Source organism: Roseomonas rosulenta (genome assembly GCF_016106005.1).
In the GTDB taxonomy this organism is placed as follows: Bacteria; Pseudomonadota; Alphaproteobacteria; order Acetobacterales; family Acetobacteraceae; genus Neoroseomonas; species Neoroseomonas rosulenta.
The window spans coordinates 22,994-43,222 of the sequence record NZ_JACADR010000009.1 but is presented as its reverse complement, the minus strand read 5'-3'; the positions used below and the strand labels follow the sequence as shown (position 1 = coordinate 43,222).

22 protein-coding genes are annotated in these 20,229 nt (G+C 70.1%); 7 read left to right on the top strand and 15 right to left on the bottom strand.

Annotation, left to right across the window (positions count from 1 at the left end; translation table 11 throughout):
* Window positions 1-99 precede the first annotated feature (99 nt).
* Complete coding sequence (locus HW578_RS03020) at window positions 100-420, top strand: AzlD domain-containing protein (protein ID WP_198369047.1); 321 nt, start codon at window positions 100-102, stop codon at window positions 418-420.
* 49 nt (window positions 421-469) lie between these two features.
* Here the strand turns inward: HW578_RS03020 and HW578_RS03015 are convergent, their stop codons facing one another.
* On the bottom strand, window positions 470-1,081 hold the full coding sequence (locus HW578_RS03015) for a Maf family protein (protein WP_198369046.1): 612 nt from the start codon (window positions 1,079-1,081) through the stop codon (window positions 470-472).
* Entirely contained in the window at window positions 1,078-1,980 is a 903-nt protein-coding gene (locus HW578_RS03010) for a pyruvate, water dikinase regulatory protein (RefSeq protein ID WP_198369045.1), read from the bottom strand. The genes HW578_RS03015 and HW578_RS03010 overlap by 4 nt, the downstream gene beginning before the upstream one ends.
* A 298-nt stretch (window positions 1,981-2,278) precedes the next feature.
* Here HW578_RS03010 and hemE point away from each other — a divergent pair, with 298 nt between their 5' ends.
* Window positions 2,279-3,337: a uroporphyrinogen decarboxylase gene (hemE, locus tag HW578_RS03005; protein WP_198369044.1), complete on the top strand. Its 1,059-nt coding sequence runs from the start codon at window positions 2,279-2,281 to the stop codon at window positions 3,335-3,337.
* A gap of 7 nt (window positions 3,338-3,344) precedes the next feature.
* On the opposite strand, the gene HW578_RS03000 is transcribed toward hemE, so the two are convergent.
* The 5 genes from HW578_RS03000 to HW578_RS02980 form a co-directional block, all read right to left on the bottom strand.
* Window positions 3,345-3,563 (bottom strand): hypothetical protein, encoded by a 219-nt coding sequence (locus tag HW578_RS03000; protein ID WP_198369043.1) that lies wholly within the window; start codon window positions 3,561-3,563, stop codon window positions 3,345-3,347.
* A complete protein-coding gene (gene dnaQ / locus HW578_RS02995) occupies window positions 3,563-4,261 on the bottom strand; it encodes a DNA polymerase III subunit epsilon (RefSeq protein WP_198369042.1) in 699 nt (232 codons plus the stop codon). The genes HW578_RS03000 and dnaQ overlap by 1 nt, the downstream gene beginning before the upstream one ends.
* A gap of 43 nt (window positions 4,262-4,304) precedes the next feature.
* Window positions 4,305-4,901, bottom strand: coding sequence for a dephospho-CoA kinase (gene coaE, locus HW578_RS02990; protein WP_198369041.1), 597 nt, complete (start codon window positions 4,899-4,901; stop codon window positions 4,305-4,307).
* Window positions 4,898-5,737 (bottom strand): shikimate dehydrogenase, encoded by an 840-nt coding sequence (locus HW578_RS02985; RefSeq protein WP_198369040.1) that lies wholly within the window; start codon window positions 5,735-5,737, stop codon window positions 4,898-4,900. Before HW578_RS02985 ends, coaE begins: the two co-directional genes overlap by 4 nt.
* A 580-nt stretch (window positions 5,738-6,317) precedes the next feature.
* The gene (locus HW578_RS02980; protein ID WP_198369039.1) at window positions 6,318-7,568 is read right to left on the bottom strand and encodes an MFS transporter; all 1,251 of its coding nucleotides are present in this window, start codon (window positions 7,566-7,568) and stop codon (window positions 6,318-6,320) included.
* A gap of 77 nt (window positions 7,569-7,645) precedes the next feature.
* Between HW578_RS02980 and HW578_RS02975 the strand changes: the two genes are divergently transcribed.
* Window positions 7,646-8,464, top strand: coding sequence for an AraC family transcriptional regulator (locus HW578_RS02975; protein WP_198369038.1), 819 nt, complete (start codon window positions 7,646-7,648; stop codon window positions 8,462-8,464).
* Here HW578_RS02975 and HW578_RS02970 read toward each other — a convergent pair.
* The 7 genes from HW578_RS02970 to HW578_RS02940 form a co-directional block, all read right to left on the bottom strand.
* Entirely contained in the window at window positions 8,428-9,009 is a 582-nt protein-coding gene (locus tag HW578_RS02970; RefSeq protein ID WP_198369037.1) for a class I SAM-dependent methyltransferase, read from the bottom strand. The genes HW578_RS02975 and HW578_RS02970 overlap by 37 nt on opposite strands.
* Before the next feature lie 16 nt (window positions 9,010-9,025).
* Window positions 9,026-9,886: an FkbM family methyltransferase gene (locus HW578_RS02965; RefSeq protein WP_198369036.1), complete on the bottom strand. Its 861-nt coding sequence runs from the start codon at window positions 9,884-9,886 to the stop codon at window positions 9,026-9,028.
* Window positions 9,887-9,941: 55 nt separating this feature from the next.
* Window positions 9,942-10,859: an SMP-30/gluconolactonase/LRE family protein gene (locus HW578_RS02960; RefSeq protein ID WP_198369035.1), complete on the bottom strand. Its 918-nt coding sequence runs from the start codon at window positions 10,857-10,859 to the stop codon at window positions 9,942-9,944.
* Window positions 10,860-10,963: 104 nt separating this feature from the next.
* Window positions 10,964-11,458: a deaminase gene (locus tag HW578_RS02955; RefSeq protein WP_198369034.1), complete on the bottom strand. Its 495-nt coding sequence runs from the start codon at window positions 11,456-11,458 to the stop codon at window positions 10,964-10,966.
* A 13-nt stretch (window positions 11,459-11,471) separates the two neighbouring features.
* Complete coding sequence (locus HW578_RS02950) at window positions 11,472-13,163, bottom strand: ABC transporter permease subunit (protein ID WP_198369033.1); 1,692 nt, start codon at window positions 13,161-13,163, stop codon at window positions 11,472-11,474.
* A 152-nt stretch (window positions 13,164-13,315) separates the two neighbouring features.
* The gene (locus tag HW578_RS02945) at window positions 13,316-14,353 is read right to left on the bottom strand and encodes an extracellular solute-binding protein (protein WP_198369032.1); all 1,038 of its coding nucleotides are present in this window, start codon (window positions 14,351-14,353) and stop codon (window positions 13,316-13,318) included.
* Entirely contained in the window at window positions 14,350-15,405 is a 1,056-nt protein-coding gene (locus HW578_RS02940) for an ABC transporter ATP-binding protein (protein WP_369407802.1), read from the bottom strand. The genes HW578_RS02945 and HW578_RS02940 overlap by 4 nt, the downstream gene beginning before the upstream one ends.
* Before the next feature lie 245 nt (window positions 15,406-15,650).
* Between HW578_RS02940 and HW578_RS02935 the strand changes: the two genes are divergently transcribed.
* The 4 genes from HW578_RS02935 to HW578_RS02920 are packed head-to-tail and all read left to right on the top strand — an operon-like array spanning window position 15,651 to window position 19,637.
* Window positions 15,651-16,670: an ABC transporter substrate-binding protein gene (locus tag HW578_RS02935; RefSeq protein WP_198369031.1), complete on the top strand. Its 1,020-nt coding sequence runs from the start codon at window positions 15,651-15,653 to the stop codon at window positions 16,668-16,670.
* Window positions 16,667-17,458 (top strand): ABC transporter ATP-binding protein, encoded by a 792-nt coding sequence (locus HW578_RS02930; protein WP_232478541.1) that lies wholly within the window; start codon window positions 16,667-16,669, stop codon window positions 17,456-17,458. The genes HW578_RS02935 and HW578_RS02930 overlap by 4 nt, the downstream gene beginning before the upstream one ends.
* Window positions 17,455-18,291 (top strand): ABC transporter permease, encoded by an 837-nt coding sequence (locus HW578_RS02925; RefSeq protein ID WP_198369030.1) that lies wholly within the window; start codon window positions 17,455-17,457, stop codon window positions 18,289-18,291. Before HW578_RS02930 ends, HW578_RS02925 begins: the two co-directional genes overlap by 4 nt.
* Entirely contained in the window at window positions 18,288-19,637 is a 1,350-nt protein-coding gene (locus tag HW578_RS02920) for a cytosine deaminase (RefSeq protein WP_232478540.1), read from the top strand. Before HW578_RS02925 ends, HW578_RS02920 begins: the two co-directional genes overlap by 4 nt.
* Here the strand turns inward: HW578_RS02920 and HW578_RS02915 are convergent.
* On the bottom strand, window positions 19,624-20,205 hold the full coding sequence (locus HW578_RS02915; protein WP_198369029.1) for an NAD(P)H-dependent oxidoreductase: 582 nt from the start codon (window positions 20,203-20,205) through the stop codon (window positions 19,624-19,626). The genes HW578_RS02920 and HW578_RS02915 overlap by 14 nt on opposite strands.
* Window positions 20,206-20,229 lie beyond the last annotated feature (24 nt).

Sequence of the window (20,229 nt, the reverse complement as noted above, 5' to 3'; positions counted from 1 at the left end):
CCGCGGCGGCGGGGCTGGCGGTGCTGCTGCCGGCCTCGGTCGCGCTGCTCGCCGCGGGGCTGGCGGGCGGGACGGCCGCCTTCCTGCTGGGGCAGCGCCGTGGCGCAGGCTGACCTTGCCCTGGCACTGACGGCCGCGGCCTGCCTGGCGCTGCGCCTCCTTGGCGTGTGGCTGGCCGGGGGACTGAGCACCGACCATCCGGCGATCGCCTGGGCCACGGCGGTGGCGCAGGCGACACTCGCGGCTTTCGTGACGCTCGCGATCGTGGCGCCGGCGGGCGCACTGGCGGAGGTGCCGCTGGCGGCGCGGCTCGCGGGGCTCGCAGCAGGGGTGCTGGCGTGCCTCGCGATGCAGAGGCGGATGCTGCCGGCGCTGATGGTGGGGCTGGCGACGATGCTGGGCGTTCGGGCGATGATGTGAGAGCGAGCGGACCTTTGCGCCCCTCGTGCTGCCCCCTACCCGGGGATGATCAGCCTTGCAGCACGCCGTGCTGGCGCAGGAAGGCTAGCAGCTCCAGCAAGGGCAGGCCAAGGATGGTGGCATGGTCGCCCTGCACGCGGGTGAACAGATGAATGCCAGGACCTTCCAGACGATAGGCTCCGACCGAACCCAGCAGGCGATCGCCTTCCAGCGCCAGGTATTCGTCCAGGAAGTCTTCGCTGAACGCGCGCATCATGAGGCGCGGCACTGCCACGTGCTGCCAGATGCGGCCGCTATGGCGATGGCAGACGACGGCGGTGACCAGTTCGTGCGCACGGCCGCGCAGTGACAGAAGCTGTGCACGCGCGGTGTCCATGTCGGGCGGCTTGTCATACCAGCGGCCCTCGCAGACCAGCAGTTGGTCGCAACCGATCACCAGCGCCTCGGGATTTCGGCGCGCGATCCGCTCGGCCTTGGCGTCGGCCAGCATCAGCGCGGCATCAGCCGCTGGTATGCCCTCGGCCTGCGCCCCGTCCTTGATGGCAGCCTCGTCCACCGCAGCGGGTCTCGCCTCAAAGCGCAGGCCCGCGCCCTCGAGCAATCCACGACGCGCCGCCGAGGCCGAGGCGAGCACCAGCGGCGGCGAATCAGCCTGGATCATGCCCCGGCGCCGCGCACGCCCAGCACGCTCGCGGCGGGATCGTCGGGGGGCGGCGGAGCGGCGGCATCCTTCCGGCGTGCATGCCACGCATCCATCAGCTGCAGCACCGTCGCCGCGGTTTCCTCGATGCTGCGGCGGGTCACGTCGATCACCGGCCAGCCGCGCGCCGTGCAGAGCCGCCGCGCGGCGACGATCTCCGCCTTCACAGCCTCGGGGTCGATGTAGTCGGTCGCGTCCTGCCGCACCCCGCCGGCACCGATGATCTTGAGCCGGTGACGGCGGATGTCGATCAGCGCATTCACTTCGATATAAAGGCCGACCACCGGGCAGGGGGGGTTCTCCAGAGCGTCGGGCAGGCCCGCACCTGGCACGATCGGTACGTTCGCCGCCTTGATGCCGCGGTTCGCAAGATAGAAGCAGGTCGGCGTCTTCGAGGATCGCGACACCCCTACCAGCACCACGTCGGCGTTGCGGATGCCGAGCGTGCCCTGGCCATCATCGTGGCTCAGCACGTAGTGCATGGCATCGATACGGCGGAAGTAATCGGCATCCATGACGTGCTGTGCCGCGCGCTTTTCCTTCGCGCGCGCGCCCAAGGCCCCCTGCAGCAGCTCCATCACGGGGTCGAGCGGCGAGAAACAGGGCAGGCCAAGGCGGCCGCAGTGTTCTTCCAGCGCCAGGCGCAGGCTGGAATCGACCAGGGTGTAGAGCACCGGGCCGGGTTCGTGCTCCATCCCCTCGAGCACGCGATCAAGCTGCAGGCGGGAGCGCACCAGCGACCAGCGGTGATGGATCACGTGATGGTCGTCGAACCGCGCGAGGGTGGCGCGGGCGATCGAGTTCAGCGTCTCCCCCGTGGAGTCCGAGACGAGATGCAGGTTGATCTGGCGGTGGATCATCTTGGGGACGATAGCGTGCTTCGCTGTGGATGACGGGGATGGAATCATGACGGCTGGCCGTGCGGCTGGACATGGTGAATCGCCGGCACTGTTCCATCCGCCCGGGATAATCCAGGCGCCGACCCGGGGGATGGTGTGGACAGGCCGGGGAAGGCCAGGACTGACCTGGGCTTCGAGCACAAGCGCCCCGGTGGACAAGCCGCGACACGGGCCGGGGATGACCTGCATCCCCGTCATCCACACCCCCAACAGCCTTCACACCCTTCCTTAAAACCTGATTCCTTGCGAAGGGTTGGTCATGGACACTGAACGCCCGACGATCCCGGCCAAGCCCCTCCTGCGTGCCCTGGGTGGCGAGGCCGTATGGCCTCCGCCCGCCTGGCTGATGCGCCAGGCCGGGCGCTACCTGCCGGAATACCGGGAGTTGCGCGCCCAGGCGGGGGATTTCATCAGCCTCTGCACCACCCCGCCGCTCGCGGCCGAGGTCACGCTGCAGCCGATCCGTCGCTACGGCATGGAAGCGGCGATCCTGTTCTCGGACATCCTGATGATCCCCTGGGCGCTCGGCCAGCCGCTGCGCTTCGCCGAGGGCGAGGGGCCGCTCCTCGAGCCGCTGCGGACGGCGGAAGCGATCGCGGCCCTTGACCCGTCCGTGGTTGTGGCGCGCGCCGCCCCGGTCTTCGAGACAGTGTCCCGTGTACGCGAAGGCCTCGCGGCCGAGGCACCGCGCACCACGCTGATCGGCTTCGCCGGCGGGTGCTTCACGGTCGCCTGCTACATGCTGGAAGGAAAGGGCAGCAAGGAATTCCCGACCGCGCGCAGCCTCGCCTACCAGGATCCGGCACTGTTCGGCCGGCTGATCCGCACCCTGCAGGAGGCCACGGTGGAATACCTCGTGGCGCAGGTGGAAGCAGGCGCCGAGGCGCTGATGATCTTCGATTCCTGGGCCGGGATGCTCTCGCCGGGCCAGTTCCGCCGCTGGGTGATCGAGCCGACCGCCGCCATCACCCGCGCGCTGCGTAAGCGCTGCCCAGGCATTCCGCTGATCGGTTTCCCGCGCCTCGCCGGGCCGCTGCTGACGGATTACGCGGCGCGGGCGGGGGTAGATGCGACGGCGATCGACACCTCGATGGACCCGCGCTGGGCGGCGCAGGCCGTGCCGGCGACGATGGCACTGCAGGGCAACCTCGACCCGCTGGCGCTGGTAGCGGGCGGGGCCGCGCTGGAAGCCGAGGCGCGGTCAATCCTGGGCGCGATGCGTGGGCGCCCTTACGTCTTCAACCTGGGGCATGGCATCGTGCCGCAAACCCCGCCGGAGCACGTGACGCAGCTCATGCGGATCCTGCGCTCGGCCTGAGAGGCGGCTACCGCGCCCTGGCGCGCCGGGCCCAGCGCATGCCAAGGATTCCCCCAGCTACCGTGCCGGCGACGCCGCCCACAGGGCCGATCAGGAAGATCGCCCCCATTGCGAAGGCGCCTTCGGCCTGGCTGACATGCGCCATCTCGCCATAGATCAGCACGGCAGCAGTAGTCGCGACCCAGCCGATGACCAGGCCGAGGACGATGCCCAGCAGGATGCGCATCAGGGTGCCCCGGCGAAGGGCGGCTTCAGCCAGAGCGAGTCCTTCACCTTCGCCTGCAGGAATGTCGCATGATCGGTGGCCTGCGGCTCGCTCACCAGGATGGGTCGCGGAGTCCAGGCGACGGTTTCTCCCACTGCGAGTGTCTCGGCGCGGCTGGCCAGGGCAGCGGCCAGCTCGAAGCCTGGCTGCTTGCCGCCCATGAGTTCGAGATAGACCTCGGCCAGCAGCCGACAATCCAGGATGGCGTTGTGCGAGCTGCGCATGGAGTTGTCGACGCCCAGGCGCCGGCACAGCGCGTCCAGGCTGTTCGGCATGCCGGGATAGCGCTGCTTGGCCAGTGCCAGGCTGTCGATCATGCGGCCGCGATCCAGCGGCTGGACGCCGCAGCGGCGGAATTCGGCGTCGAGGAAGCCGAAGTCGAAGGGCGCGTTATGGGCAATGATCGGCGCATCGCCCAGGAAGCTGACCAGCTCCGCGATGATATCGGCGAAGCGTGGCTTGCCTGCCAGGTCACCGTTGGTGAAGCCATGGATCCGAGTGGCCTCGGCCGGAATGTCGCGCTGCGGATCGACCAAGCGGTGGAACACGGCGCCGGTCGGCAACAGGTTCACGAGTTCGACCGCCGCCACCTCGATGACGCGGTCGCCTTGCAGCGGGTCGAGGCCGGTGGTCTCGGTATCGAGGATGATCTGCCGCATGGCCGGATGCTACCAGCGCGGCGCGCATGCTGGAATCCCGCGGTCAGGGCTTGCTGTGCCGGAGCCGGCCGATGATGCGCCGAATCGCCGCCTGGGCGAAGAAGCGGCTGAGGCCGGTCCGCACCACATGATCCGCGCGGCGCCTCTTCTGTCCATCCGGCATCTGGCGCGCATGGATGGCGGCAAAGCGATCGGCAGTCATGCCAGGCCGACGCAGCACCCGCGCGCGTTGCACGGCAAGTGGGGCGGAGACGACGATCACCTGGTCCACACGCGCCTCGCCAGCATTCTCGAACAGCAGAGGCACGTCCAGCACCACCACACGGGCGCCGCCGCGGCGCGAACGGGCGAGGAAACGGCGTTCCTCGTCACGTACCAATGGCCAGACGATCGCCTCGAGGCGCTTCAGCGCAGCGGCATCGCTCAATACGGCACGGCGCAGCGCCTCCCGGTCCACTCGGCCGTCCGGCACGCTACCGGGGAAGGTTGCGGCGATCGCCGCCACGGCACGGCCGCCGCGCGCCTGCAACCGGTGCACCGTCGCGTCGGCATCGAAGACCGGGATCCGCAGGCGCCGCAGCGTGGCAGTCGCGGTGGACTTCCCCATCCCGATGCCGCCGGTCAGGCCAAGGATGATCATCGGGGTGGAATATCGGCTGCGACCACGGCGCGGAGGCCGGCATCGACGATCGGGGCTACGCCGAACCAGGCCTCGAAGCCCGGGCGTGCCTGGTGCAGGAGCATGCCCAGCCCGTCCACGGCACGCAGGCCGCGGGCACGGGCAGCCGCCAGTAACGACGTCTCGAGCGGAACATAGACGATGTCGGCGACCACGGCCGCAAACGGCAGTGCGGCAAGGTCGATCTCCAGGGGCGGCTGGCCCTGCATGCCGAGCGAGGTGGTGTTCACGAGCAGCGCGGCGTCGTCCACCGGAGGGGCATCGGCCACCGCCACCGCCCCGCCAAGGTCACGCGCGAGGGCCGCGGCACGGTCGCGCGAGCGGTTGACCAGCGTGACGCGCGGGCAGCCGGCAGCGAGCAGGGCGGCAGCCACGGCGCGTGCGGCCCCGCCAGCACCCAGCAGCACGGCCGGCCCGTCGGCTGGCTGCCAGCCCGGCGCACCCTCCCGCACGCTTTCCAGGAAGCCAAATCCGTCGGTGTTCGAGCCCTCGATGCGGCCGTCACGGAACACCAGGGTATTCACCGCGCCGGCCCGTCGCGCCGTGGCGTCCACCACGTCGCACACAGCGAAGGCTGCCTGCTTGTGGGGGATGGTCACATTCGCGCCGCGAAACCCGAGATCAGCCAGCGCGCGCACCGCCGCAGCGAAACGGTCAGGATGCACCGGCAGCGGCAGGTAGGCGCCATCGATGCCCAGCGTTGCCAGCCAATGCCCATGCAGGCGCGGTGATCTGGAATGCGAGACGGGCCAGCCGAGAACCCCGGCAAGGCGCGCGTGACCGGTGAGAAGGCGCATTCGCGCAGCAAGCCCGGCCGGTGGATGACATGCAAGAGGGCGGACACCGGCATCGGCGCCGGGCTGCATGATTCGGTGGGCCATGCTTGCCCCTCGAGAGCGGCAACTCCTGGAACGAATTCCGATCCGTAATGTTGCGAACCGGTGGCAGCGTTGAAGCCGGCCGGCTTGGCTTTGGTGCCGTGGTCAGCCTGTCATAGGACATCCTTGAGGCACATCGCCTGGATGGCGGTGGCACGGCTACGGAAGCCGCCACGCGCCTGCCGGGTGTTGCCATGGTGCGGGTCCAGTGGCGGGGGGCGTAAGCCCGCGGTGCCGGTACCGCCACTGGTGACGATACTTCGCCGCAGTAGCACCACACCGGCTGCCGGACCCGTGTGGCACGTGCTGCAGGACCTTGCAGCGATGTTGGTGCGCGAAGCGCTCGACCGCGTGGCGCGCCAGGCCCAGGGACGCAGCCAGGCGCGGGGAACCGGCGCGCGGTCCCGCCAGCTGGACATGGGATGCGGCGGGACCGCTGTTGCCCACCGCGGGAGATCCAACCTGATGTTCAGATCAGGTCGGATATCGCCGTGGCAGCCTATTCGGCCGGCAAAGCAGCCGGGCGCGCGGTTTCAGCGAATTCGGGCGCCCGGGCCCACAGTTCCGGCTTGAGCTCCTCCGGCCGGTCGGGGAAGGCGAAGGCACAGACCAGCGTGATCATCGCGAAGCTGCCCAGCATCAGCATCGCGACCGCGAGCGAGCCGGTCGCCTCGTGCAGGAAGCCCACCAGGGGGGACGCAATCGCGGCGCCGAGGAAGCCGACGGTGAAACGGATCGAATACAGCTTCGCGCGCAGAGGCGGGGCGATGTAGCGCGCCGTCATGGTCTCGTTCACCGTGACCTGGCCGAAGACACAGGCTGCGACCAGGCCCGCAACCGGCAGCACCAGCCATCCATCCAGAAAGGACAGCGCGAGGAGCCCCGGCACCACGGCGATGCCGAGCGGCATGAACACGCGCCTCAGCGTGGTGCGGTCGATGATATGTCCCACGGTGTATTGCGTGAGCCCGCCGCAAATGGTGGCGAGGAAGGCCAGCAGACCGACCACCGGCAGCAGGTCCGGGCTATTGGCCAGGCGTTCCTGCATCAGCTTCGGGATCAGCAGCGTATAGGCATTGAAAACGAGGCCCGAGACAGCGGCGATCGACATCAGGATCAGCACGGCGCGCCGCACCACGCTGCGCGGGATCTCGGGGAAGGGCCGCGCGCCACCGCCGGCCTTCACCGCGTCGAAATCGGGTTCGCGAGCATAAAGCAGCCCGACCGCGAAACAGACCACCCCCGGGATGATGAAGGCCCAGCGCCAGCCCAGCGCGGCCGCGACGAAGGCGGTGACCACAGGCGCGGTGGCGACGCCGATATTGCCGAAGACGCCGTTGATGCCCATGGCGCGGCCGACCTTCTCGCCCGCAGCCTCGACCAGTACCGCGGTGCCGATCGGATGGTAGATGGCGGCGAAGCAGCCCATCAGGCCAAGCGCGACGCCGATCGTCACCGGGCTGTTCATCAGGCCGGCCACGGCCATGAAGAAGCCGGTGCCGAGGAAGAAAGCGGTCATCAGCGCCCGCCGGCCGAGCCGGTCAGCGAGCCAACCCATCGGCAGCGCGCCAAGGCCGTAGGTGACGAACATCGCCGTGCCCAACGCCAGGATCGGTCCGTAGTCGCCGCCAAACATCGCGCGATCCTGGGTGACCATGGCCAGCACCGCAGTGGCCAGGATCAGCAGGCAGTAGTGGGTGAAGCTATGGGCGGCGTTGATGAACACCACCTGGCGCTGGGCCGCGGTCATGGCTGGTCCTCGATGCCGGGACTTCCGCCCGGGTGTCGCGGCAGGCTAGCCTCGGCCGCATGGCGACGTCAGGCCAAATGCTGTCGCGGAATGGCCAGGCTCCGCGGCGGGACATCCCGCAGGACCGGGTGGACCGGCCATTGGCCGCCTTCGCGCGCGACTACGCCGAGGGCGAGACGGTGCCGCGCCACAGCCACGACCGGGCGCAGCTGCTCTATGCGACGGCCGGAATCATGCGAGTGACCACCGATGCCGCGCGCTTCACCGTGCCGCCGGCGCGTGCGCTGTGGATCCCGGCCGGGCTGCCCCATGCGGTGGCAATGCCGCGGGGACTGGCGATGCGGGCCTTGTTCCTCCGGGCCGATGCCGCCGGGGCGGGGCCGGCGCATCCCGCGGTGCTGTCCGTGGCGCCCCTGCTGCGCGAACTGATCCTGGCCGCCTGCGCCGAACCACTGGAATGGGACGAGAAGGGACGCGGCGGGCATCTGGCCGCGCTGATCCTCGAGGAGATCGCCCGCGCGCCGACCCTGCCGCTGGCGGTGCCGCAGCCGCGGGACGCGCGGCTGCAGCGCCTGGTGGCCGCGTTGGCGGAACGGCCCGACAGCGCGCTGACGCTCGAGGCATGGGCGGAACGCACCGGGGCGAGCCCGCGCACCCTGCGCCGCCTGTTCCGTGCCGAGACCGGCATGGGCTTCGCGCGCTGGCGCCAGGCGCTGCGGCTGGCGGAGGCGGCGGCGCTGCTGGCCAACGGCATGACTCCGGCACAGGTCGCCGCCGCGGTGGGCTATGCCAGCGCCCCGGCCTTCGGGGCGGCCTATCGCGCCGCCTTCGGCAGCACCCCCGGCGCGGTCCGGACCGGTCAGCCCGCGACGGTTGCAGTGGCCCAGAACGCGTAGTGCTCGTCCCGCACGACGCGCACGGAATCGAAGCGCGCGGCGACCAGGGCAGCTTCCAGCGTGCGGGCGGTGAAGCCTGTGCGGTGCGCCATGAAGTGGTTGCCCGCTGCGATCGCCGCGCCATGGCCGTACAGCATGTCGAGCGGCGCGATCGGCCCGGCGGGGGAGATGTAGGCGGGTTCCGCCAGCCGGTCCTGCGCCACCAGCTCCGCTGCGCGCTGCAGGTCGGGCAGGGTGATCAGCGCGAAGCCGCCGGGGCGCAGCACGCGCCGGAACTCGCGCAGCGCGAGCGGGACCTCGTGCGCATACAGGTGCTCGAGGTTGTGCGCCGACCAGACGGCGTCGAAGGATGCGCTCCCGACCATCGGCATGTCCGTGATGGAGCCCAGGATATCGGGGGCGACGGCGGGGTCGATGTCGAGCCGCACCTCGCGCCATTCGCCTGGCGCGAAGAAGGCGGGCGGCAGCTTTCGCGGGTCCTGCATGCCGCAGCCGACATGCAGGAGGCGGCGCAGGGTGGGCGGGGCCTCGGCCGTGATGCTCATGGGGCGTCTCGTTGTCTCAGGCCGCGCGCGGCAGGGGTGATTGAAGGCCGGCCAGGTAGGCCGCGGCGCGACCGGTGCCGCGCCGGCGGTCATGCTCCGCCACCAGCCGGAAGGCGATGTCATAGGCGGCGTAGCAATCGTGCAGGATTGCCGCCATTGCCAGCAGCTGTCGGTCGGTGAGCGCATCGAGCCGCGCGAAGTCGCGGATGAACACCGCATCCGCCCAGACGAGCTGACCGAGCCCGGCATAGGGGTCGGCGTTCACCATCATCGGCTGCACGGCACGGCTGACGGCGGGGAAGAAGCGATGCAGCACGAAGTCCCGCGCACGCAGGAAGAGGTCGATGTCGCCGAACAGCGGCTGGTCCTTGTAGAGCGGCAGGAACTCGACCTCGGCCTGGATCACCACGGCGTCGCGCAGGCGGATTTCGGCGTGGCGCAGCACCATGAGCTCGGCGCCCTGGATGTCGAGCTTGAGGAGGTCGGCGCCGGCGGTCTCCGGCAGGTCGTCCAGGCGGGCGGTGTCGATCGGTTCCGTCGAGAGCACCCGGCCCCAGTCGGGGAAGCCATGGAACAGGCCGAGCACCGCGGGGTCCGGTTCCAGCAGCGAGGTCATGCCCGGCGCTTGGCAGACATGCAGCCGGTGGCGCTGCCCGTCGCCGATGGCGTGCGGGAAATAGCGCTCAAGCGGGCCGCGGCGCTGCTCGAGCATGGCCAGGGCAGCGGGGTTCGGTTCGAAGCCCACCACCTCGGCATCGCCGGCGCGCAGCATGGCGGCATAGGGTGGTTCGGAATCGATCGGGTTGGCGCCGATGTCGATGATCTTGACGCGCGGGCTTTCGCCTCCGGTCAGGGCACGGAAGGTCCGGTCGGGCATGCGCGCTGCCTCCTGCAGCGGCGCGCATCCTGACCGGGCGGCCTTTCCACTTCGTTCACGCGTGGGAGAACAGCGGCTGGCCCGGATGCTCCCAGCGGGTGCGCAGCACGGTGCCGGTCTCGCTCTCGGTGATGAAGATGTCGCGGTTGTCGGGCCCGCCGAAGCACACATTCGTGGTGCCGAGCCCGCGCGGGGATCGGATGCGCAGCAACGGTTCGCCCAGCCGCGAGAAGATCCACACCGTTCCCATGCCGGCATGCGCGACCACCAGGTTGCCCTGCGTGTCGAGCGCCATGCCGTCCGGCCCCGCCAAGCCGCCGGACATGGCGATGAAGCGTCCCACGCGGATCACGCCGCCATCGGGCGTGATGGGCACGCGCCAGATGGCGTTGTCGCGGGTGGCGGCGACGTAAAGCGCATGACCATCGGGCGTCAGCACCAGGCCGTTCGGGCTTGGGACATTGCTCACCAGCGCATCGGCCTGGTCGGCGCCGGCACGCAGGCAATAGGCGCGCCCGGCCGGGTCCTGCAGGCCGGTCTGGCCTTGGTCGGTGAAGAACAGGTCGCCGTTCATAGCGAACGTGCAGTCGTTGACGCCGCGGAAGCCCTCGCGCCGCGCGCGCGGCAGCAGGGGAGTCACGGCGCCCGTGGCGGGATCGAGCCGCAGCAGGCCGCGCTTGGCGTCGGTGATGGCGGCCCAGCCGTCGCGATGGAAGGCAAGGCCGTTCGGTTCGCCGTCGTACTCCGCGACCACGCTCCAGTCGCCGGCCGGGCTGACGCGGAAGATTCGGCCGAAGACGATGTCAGTCAGCCAGAGATTACCGGTGCGGTCGAAGGACGGTCCTTCGAGGAAGGAATGCGGCGTCGGGCCGGGGCGACCATAGAGCCATTCGCTGGTGCGGCCGCCGATGCGCAGCGCCTCGGGCACTTCGGTATGGATTTGGGCGGTGACTTCGGGCGGGGCGGCGTACATCGGTCAACCCGGCTTGATGTCGGTGGGGCGGGCCCTGCGCAGCGGCGGCAGGGGGTGGTGGATGCTGGACAGGCGCGTCGCCGCGCCTCGGCCGAAAGCCTGCGTCAGGCAGCGCCCTCGGTCCAGTACCCCTGGTGCGGAATGGCCGCTTCGTCTTCCAGGCACGGTCCGACGACCTCCACAGGCTCCGCCGCGGTCTCCAGCACCGCGCGGCAGGAGAGCGACAGCCCCGCCGTATGCGCCTGGGCATTGCGCAGATGCAGGATGGCCTGGGCCGAGAGCCCGTACACGACGCGCCCGATGCCGGCGTAGAAGGCGGCCGCGGCGCACATCGCGCAGGGCTCGCCGGAGGAATACATGGTGCCCGCGCGCAGCATCGGGCGCGGCACGCCGGCGGCGAGCACGGCGGAGAGCGCGTTCATCTCGGAATGCGCCAGCGTGCCGGCCCCCGATGCGCCCTGCATGGAACCGGCCTCGGCCAGCACCGTGCCGTCGGCGTCCGCGATGACGGCGGCGAAGGGCCGGTCGCCGCGTGCGCGGGCCTCGGCGGCTAAGGCGATGGCCCGGCGGAGCAGGCTGGTGTCGGTCTCGGTCAGCATGGGCGCGATCCTGTCATCGCCGCCAGACGCGATCCAGCGGCACCAGGCGGTGCATCAACAGCAGCAGCGCCACCGTCAACAGGATGAAGGCGGTGCTGATGGCATTGATGGTGTTCTCGAGGCTGAAGGAAGCCTCGGCATAGAGCCGCACCGGCAGCGTCTGCAGCCGGGCGGTGGTGAGGAAGGCGGTGACCGTGACCTCCCCGAAGGAGATCAGGAAGCCGATCAGGCAGGCCACCGCGATGCCCGGGGCGAGCTGCGGCAACACGATCTGCAGGAACACGCGCCACGGTGGTGCGCCCAACCCGCCGGCGGCTTCTTCCAACCCGCGATCCAGCGCGGCGACGGAGGCACGCAGCATGGCCAGCATGAAAGGCGCGACCAGCACCACGTGCACGGCGAGAATGCCGAGGAAGGCCGGCAGCGCGGTGAACCACTGCAGCAGCCGCAGCATGCCAAGGCCGATGGCGATACCCGGAAGTGCGAGCGGCAGCATGAAGAAGGCAGACAGCGCCTCGCGCCCGGGAAACGTGCCGCGCACGAGTGCGAGCGCCGCCGGCAGCGCGATGGCGAGCGAAACAACGGTGGCGGCTAGGCCAAGCTTCAGGCTGACCCAGGCATCGGCCAGGTAGCGGTCGTTCTCCAGCACCGCGGCATACCAGCGCCACGTGAAGCCGAGCCATTGCGCGACGGTTGCCTGCGGCGAATTGTTGAAGGAGGAGACGGCGACCAGCAGCAGCGGGAACAGCAGCAGCAGCAGCGCGATGGCGAGCAGCAGGCGCGACACGGCCGGGCCGATCGCTTCCAGCGCCGCAACCAGTGCGCGGGGCAACGATGGCAGGCGCCGCGGCGGGCGTCCGGTAATCCAGGGTGTCGCGAAGGAAACGGCGCGGCCGATCAGGAAGGTGACCAGCACCGAGGCCGCCAGCATCACCATCGCGAGCGCCGAGGCGGCCGGGTAGTTCAGGATCTCGAGCCCCTCCTTCAGCACCACCATGCCGCTGACCATCACCTGCCGCCCGCCGACCAGCGTGGCCGAAACATAGGCGGTGGAGGAGAGCAGGAAGACGATGACGAGCCCCGCGCGAAGCCCTTGCAGCGACAGTGGCAGGGTCACACGGAAGAAGGTGACGACCGGCCCGGCGCCGAGGCCTGCGGCGGCCTCCGCCAGGCGCTTCTCCTGCGCTTCCAGCACGTCGTACAGCGCCAGAACCATGTAGGGCAGGAACACCTGCGTCAGCGCGAGACCCACGGCGAACCAGCCGAACAGCAGGTTCACGCGCGGCAGCCCGAACAAGGCCAGCGCATTCGACACCAGCCCGCCCGGTGCGAGCAGCAGGATGATGCCGAGGCTGCGCACGACCACATTCGTCAGCAGCGGCACCAGGACACAGGCGAAGCCGAGCGGCCGCCAGCCCGGCGGCAGGCGCGTGAGCCACAGCGCGATCGGGTAGCCAAGGATTGCGCTGGCCAGCGTGACGCAGGCGCCGAGTGCGAGCGTGCGCAGGATGGTGCGCTGGCTGAACGGATCGGTCGCCAGGTCCAGGTACTGGATGGCGGAGGGGTTCAGCGACAGGGGCGCGAACAACTCGCTGCTCTCCTGCACCGAGAGCAGCGCGACGGCGCCGAGCGGCGCCGCGAAGGCCGCCATCAGCCACAGAAAATACGGGGCGGCGAGAACCGGCCCCGTGGCGGAATTCTTCATGCGCCCTCAGACGGCGGGCTGCGGGCATCCGCCCGCCTTGCCGTCGCGTCGGAGGCACGCCTCCGGCGCGACACCCGACTTCCGGTGGGCCGCATTCGCGGCTTCGGCGTACCCTTGGTACGCCGCCAGGACCCTTGCTTTCGTCAGGCGCCTCATCCGGCGATCTCGCGCGTGAAGCGGGACGACCAGCGGGGCTGGTTGCGGATCACGACATCCCAGTCGAAATCGACCAGCTTGCCGACCGAGTCCTCGCCCATCACCAGCTTGGCGGTGAGCTCGGGCGGCAGGGTCAGGTTGCGGATGGTCGGGCTGTAGTAGATGCGCTCGGCATAGGCGCGCTGGCATTCGGGCGAGAGATGCAGGTTCACCCAGGCCTCGGCGAGCGCCTGCTTCTGCGTGCCCACGGTGATGCAGGCGACATTGGTGGCGATCGCCTGGCCCTCGACGGGATCGGCGATGACGATGTTGGGATTGCGCGCCTCGGCATAGGCGCGGGTGAAGGAGCCAAACTCCACGCTGGCCGCGCCGACCTGCTGGTCGAACATGGTGAACAGCTGGTCCTGGCTGCCCTGGATGGCGGCGAAGGGCTTGAGTGCGGCGATCTGGCGGAAGCCCGGGTCGATGTCGTTCTCGCTGCCGCCCCAGACCTTGGCCGCCATGAGCAGCGCGGCGGTGCCCTGCGCGCCGGGATAGGTTGGCCAGATCACCTTGCCGCGCAGGTCGGGGCGCCAGAAATCCTTCCACGAGGTCATGGGGGATGCCACGGCGCGCCGGTCATACACGATCGTCACCGGGTTGAAGGCCACGCCATAGCCGCCGAGCTTCGCCGCCGGATAGAGATTCGCCGCATTCGGCACGGCGTCGGTGGGCGCCTGGGTCACGCCGTCGCGCACCGCCTGGCGGCTTTCGAAGATGTTCAGGTAGACGATGTCGAAGGACGGGCGGCCGCGCTCGGCATAGGCGCGCGCCCGGCGCTCCGGCGTGCCGCCGAGGACGAAGTTGATCTTCACGCCGTATTGCTGCTCGAGCGGTGTCGCCACGAATTCCCGCAGGATGCGTTCCTGCATGCCGCCCCAGACGCCGACGGTGAGCTCATCCCCGCGCCTGATCTGCGCGACGGGGGAGCGCATGAAGGCGAAGGGCGCGGCGGCGCCCGCGCCGAGCAGCAGGCGGCGGGTCGTGCTGGTCATGGCGTGTCTCCGAAATCATCGAGGAAGGTGATGGCGTCGGCGCCGACGGCGAGCGTCACGGCGGTGCCCGGCGGCAGCGCGGCCTCGGTGGTGGGGCGCAGCACGCGGATGCGCGGGCCGGCATCGAGCGCGACCTCGTAGTGGATCTCGTCGCCGAGCCAGGCGGCCTCCGCGATGCGGCCGGGCGCTCGCAGCAGGGCGGCGTCGTCGGCGGCCAGGCGCAGCCGCGCGGCGCGCAGCACCAGGTGCGTGGGACGCGCCGGTGCGTCGGCGGGGGGCGCGATGGCAAGCCCGGGTGCGACCTGGAACAGGCCACCCTCGAAGCGCCCCGGCAGCACGGTGCGTGCGCCGAGGAAGCCGGCCGTGAAGACGTGGCGCGGGCGTTCAGTGAGCTCCGCCGGCGGCGCGCATTCCACGATGCGGCCCTGGTGCATCACCGCGATGCGGTCGGCCAGTGCGAGGGCTTCCTCCTGGTCGTGGGTGACGAAGAGGGTGGTGATGCCGGTGCGCCGCCGAAGTGCCGCGATCTCCTGCCGCATCTCGACCCGCAGCCCGGCATCGAGGTTCGACAGCGGCTCATCGAGCAGCAGCAGTGCGGGGCGGATCACCAGCGCGCGGGCGAGGGCCACGCGCTGCTGCTGTCCGCCCGAGAGCTGCGCCGGGTAGCGCGCGGCGAAGGCGGCGAGGCCCACCATGGCGAGCGCCTCGGCCACGCGCGCGTCCCGTTCTGCGCGCGGCACGCCCTGCATCTCGAGCCCGAAGGCGACATTGCCGGCGGCCGTCATGTGCGGGAACAGCGCGTAGTTCTGGAACACCATGCCGATGTTGCGCTTGTGCGGCGGCGCGCGCTCGATCGCGCGCCCATCCACCACGATCCGCCCGGAATCGGGCGCGACATAGCCCGCGACCATGCGCAACGTGGTGGTCTTGCCGCAGCCCGAGGGGCCGAGCAGCGCGATGCATTCCCCACGCGCGACATCGAGGTCGAGACCATCGACCACGGTCTGCGCGCCGTAGCGCCTGGTGAGCCGTTCGAGCAGGAGGTGGGTCACGGAAGCCGACAGCCGAAATCCAAGGGGGGTGTCCAAGAACCGTGCCATGCCGGGACCGATCCGGCGATACAGCACGCGCGACACGGTTGCGCGATCCTCGGGCAGGTTACCGCCATCTGCCTGCGCGGCGGGCAGCATGCTGGGTCGCCATGGTGCGGATGCGGATGCCTCCCTGGCATGTCCCTTGCTGCATCCGTGGCGAATTTGCGCTATCGCGCGCAGGCGGAACGCATACGGAGGCCAGGATGCGCACCAGGTATCGGATCGAGCGGCGCGCCGCGCTGCAGGGTGCGGCAGGCTTCGCCCTGGTCGCGATGAGCGGCGTGCGGGTCCCGGCGGCGCAGAGCCTCGACCGGGTGTCGTTCCAGACGAACTGGCGCGCCCAGGCCGAACACGGCGGCTACTACCAGGCGGTCGCGGCCGGCATCTACCGCCGCTACGGGATCGAGTGCGACCTGCGCATGGGCGGTCCGCAGCAGAACCCGGCGCAGCTGCTGCTGGCCGGGCGCGTGGACATGGTGATGTCCAACGGGTTCCAGGCGCTGAACTTCGTGCGGGAGAACGTACCCTTCCTGACCATCGCGGCCATCTTCCAGAAGGATCCGCAGATCCTGATGAGCCACGAGGAAGCGAACATCGCCGGCTTCGAGCAGATGCGCGGACGGCCGATCCTCATCGGCGCCGGCGGGCGCGTGACCTACTGGCCCTTCCTGCGCGCGCGCTTCGGCCTGACCGACGACCAGATCCGTCCCTACACCTTCAACATCCAGCCCTTCCTGGCGGACAAGGGCGCCATCCAGCAGGGCTTCCTGTCGTCCGAGCCGTTCTCGGCCATTGCCGGCGGCGCGCGGCCGCGGGTGCACCTGATCGCGGATGCGGGCTTCCCGAACTACCAGACCACCATCGACGTCTCGCAGCGCATGGTGAACGAGAAGACCGACCTGGTGCAGCGCTTCGTAAACGCCACCATCGAGGGCTGGTCGCAATACATGCGCGGCCAGGATGTCGAGGCGGCGAACCGCCTGATCATGCGCGACAACCCCGACATGACGGCCGATCGCATCGCCTATGCCGTGCGGGTGATGAACGAGCGCGGCATCGTCATGTCCGGCGATGCCGAGACGCTGGGCATCGGTGCCATGACCGATGCGCGCTGGGAGAATTTCTACACCACCATGCGCGATGCGGGCGCCATGCCACCCGGGCTCGACTTCAAGCGCGCCTATTCGCTGCAGTTCGTGAACAAGCGGGTGGGGTTGGCTTGACCGCAGACCGTCCGCTGGTCGCGCTGCGCGGGGTCACCAAGCGCTATCGCACCGGGACGCTGGCGCTGAACGGGATCGACCTGTCGATTCGGCAGGGCGAGTTCGTGGCATTGCTTGGCGCCTCGGGCTGCGGGAAATCGACCCTGCTGCGCATCCTGGCGGGGTTGTCGGCGCCGTCCTCAGGCTCGATCGACTGGCCCCAGGCGGCGCACGACGCGAGCGGCGACCCGCTGCGCGACATCGGGTTCGTCTTCCAGGAGCCCACGCTTATGCCCTGGGCAAGCGTGATGCGCAATGTGACGCTGCCGCTGGAACTGGCCGGCATGAAGCGCAGCGAGGCGGAGGACCGCGCCGCCGATTGGCTCGCGCGCGTGGAACTGAAAGGCTTCGAGAAGGCCTATCCGCGGGCGCTGTCGGGCGGGATGAAGATGCGTGTCTCCATCGCCCGCGCGCTGGTCACGCGCCCGCGCCTGTTGCTGATGGACGAACCCTTCGCCGCGCTCGACGAGATCACCCGCTTCCGCCTCAATAACGACCTTCTGCACCTGTGGTCGGAAGACCGCTTCACCGTGGTGTTCGTCACGCATTCCGTGTTCGAGAGCGTCTTCCTCGCCGAGCGCGTGGTGGTGATGGCGCCGCGCCCCGGCCGCATCGCGCAGGAGGTCGGGATCGCCGTGGAGGGCCCGCGCGACGAGGCCTTCCGCACCTCGGCCGCCTATGCCGAGCATTGCCGCACCGTCTCGGCCGCGCTGTCGGCCACCATCAACCCCGCCGAGCGCCCCGCATGAGCGACGAACCGAGCCCCGAACGCGCGCTGCCGAGCCTGGGCGGGACGGAGGCCTGGCTGCGCATCCTGGCACCGACCGTGATCGCCTTCCTGTTCCTCGGGGGCTGGGAGGCGGTGGTGCGCATCAACGCCATCCCGCACTACATCCTGCCAGGCCCGGTGCTGGTGGCGCAGACGCTGGTGCGCGACTGGGGCACGCTGTCGGTCTCGCTGCTGATCACGCTCAAGATCACCTTCATGGCGCTGTCCGTGGCCGCCGTGCTGGGGCTGGTGCTGGCGGTGCTGTTCGCGCAGTCGCGCATCATCGAGCTGTCGCTGTTTCCCTTCGCGGTGATCCTGCAGGTCACGCCCATCGTCGCCATCGCGCCGCTGATCATCATCTGGGTGAACGATGTCACCATCTCGCTGCTGATCTGCGCCTGGATCGTCGCCTTCTTCCCGATCCTGTCGAACACCACGGTCGGGCTGAATTCCGCCGATCACAACCTGATCGACCTGTTCCGGCTGTACCGGGCGAATCGCTGGCAGGTGCTGGTGCGGCTGCTGCTGCCCTCGGCGCTGCCATATTTCCTGGCGGGGCTGAGGATTTCAGGCGGGCTCGCGCTGATCGGGGCGATCGTGGCGGAATTCGTGGCGGGTACGGGGGGCAGCGCCTCGGGCCTCGCGTACCGCATCCTGGAGGCGGGCTACCAGCTGCAGATCCCACGCATGTTCGCCGCGCTGGTGCTGGTGAGCGGCACGGGCATCGCGATCTTCCTTGCGTTGACGCTTCTGTCGCACCTGCTGCTTCGCAAGTGGCACGAGAGCGCGATGGGGCGAGGAGATCGGCGATGAGCCAGGCGATGACCAGGCTGCGCGGGGCGCTGGCCGGCGCCGGCACGGCGTTCTGGCTGCGCGATGCGCGCGTGCCGGCCTGCCTGCTCGATGTCCCGCCGCCGGGCCCGGTCGATGGTGAAGGGCTGGTGGGCGTGGACCTGTCCATCGCGCATGGACGGATCGCCGCCATCGCGCCGGCGGGCACGGCGCAGGACGGCCCCTCGCTGGATGGTGGCCAGGTCTGGCCCGGCCTCGTCGATGGCCATACGCACATCGACAAGGGCCATATCTGGCCGCGCATGCCGAACCCGGACGGCACCTTCGGGGGCGCGATCGCCGCGGTCATGGCGGATCGCGGCGCAAACTGGTCGGTGCCCGACATGCGCGCGCGCGCCGACTTCGCGCTGCGCGCCGCCTACGCGCATGGAACCGTCGCGCTGCGGACGCATCTCGACAGCTACATGCCACATGCGCCGAATGCCTGGGCGATGTTCCGTGCGCTGCGGGACGAATGGGCGGGGCGGATCACCCTGCAGGCGTCGTCCATTGCGCCGCTCGATCGCTTCGCCGGCGAGGAAGGCGCGGCGCTGGCCGACATCGTGGCGGAATCGGGCGGCGTGCTCGGCATGGTCACGCGCCTGACGGGCGGACTTCACGATGACCTGCCGGCGGAATTCCAGCCCATGCTGGACCGCTTCTTCGCGCTGGCGGAGGAACGGGACCTGGCGCTCGACCTGCATGTGGACGAGAGCGGCGAGACCGGCGCGCGCGCGCTGCGCGAGATTGCCGCGACGGCGCTCAGGCGCGGCTTCGGGCACCCGATCCAGTGCGGCCATTGCTGCGCGCTGTCTCTGCACCCGGACGAGTTCGCCGCCGAGACCATCCGCCTGTGTGCCGAGGCGGGGATCGCCGTCATCGTCCTGCCGATGTGCAACATGTACCTGCAGGATCGCGCGCCGGGCCGCACGCCGCGCTGGCGGGGCGTGACGCTGGTGCACGAGATGCGCGCGGCGGGCGTGCCTGTCTCGATCGCCTCCGACAACACGCGCGACCCGTTCTACGCCTATGGCGACCTCGACATGGTCGAGGTGTTCCGCGCGGCGACGCGCATCCTGCACCTCGATCATCCCTTCGGGGACTGGCCGCGCGCCGCCGCCGCGACACCGGCCGCGGCGATGGGGTTGAGCGATCACGGCGTGATCCGTGTCGGTGCGGCTGCCGACCTCATCCTGTTCCGCGCGCGGGTGATGACGGAGTTGCTCTCGCGCCCGCAAGCCGACCGCATCGTGCTGCGCGCCGGGCGCGTGCTGGACGCCGAGCTGCCCGACTGGCGGGAGCTCGACCACCTTTTCACCAGCGGCTGAAATGCGCGCGCACCTTCTCCACGAAGGCTTTCAGTTCCGCCGGCTTCCGCTGGTCCATCGCATTCAGGTAGACCCAGTCGAGCCGGCATCCCTTCGCGCAGAGCCGCCTGATGCCGCGCCCGATCAGCTTGCGGTCGGGCCAGCCGATGTACCAGAGCAGCCAGAGCGGCGAGCCATAGGTGGTCACCACGCCGATGCGCCGGATGTTGGTCAGCAGCGGCTCGATCGCGCCGGCGCCGAGGCGGAACGCGACGCCCGGCGACCAGACGCGATCCATCCAGCCCTTCAGCATGGCGGGCATGCCGTACCACCAGGTGGGGTACACGAGCACGAGCGCCTCTGCCCGGCGCAATGCCACGACGTGGTCCTCGATGCCGGCCACGTTGTCGCCCTCGGTGTGGTAGCGGGCGCGTTCATCGGCCGAGAGCACGGGGTCGAAGCGCTCGGCGTAGAGGTCGCGCAACTCGACGGTATGGCCGGCGGATTCGAGCGCGGCGCGCGTGGTGTCGCGCAGCGCGGCGGAGAAGCTGTCGGCGCACGGATGGGCGAAGATCATCAGGACATGCATGCGGGGCTCCGGATCCGCGCCCGC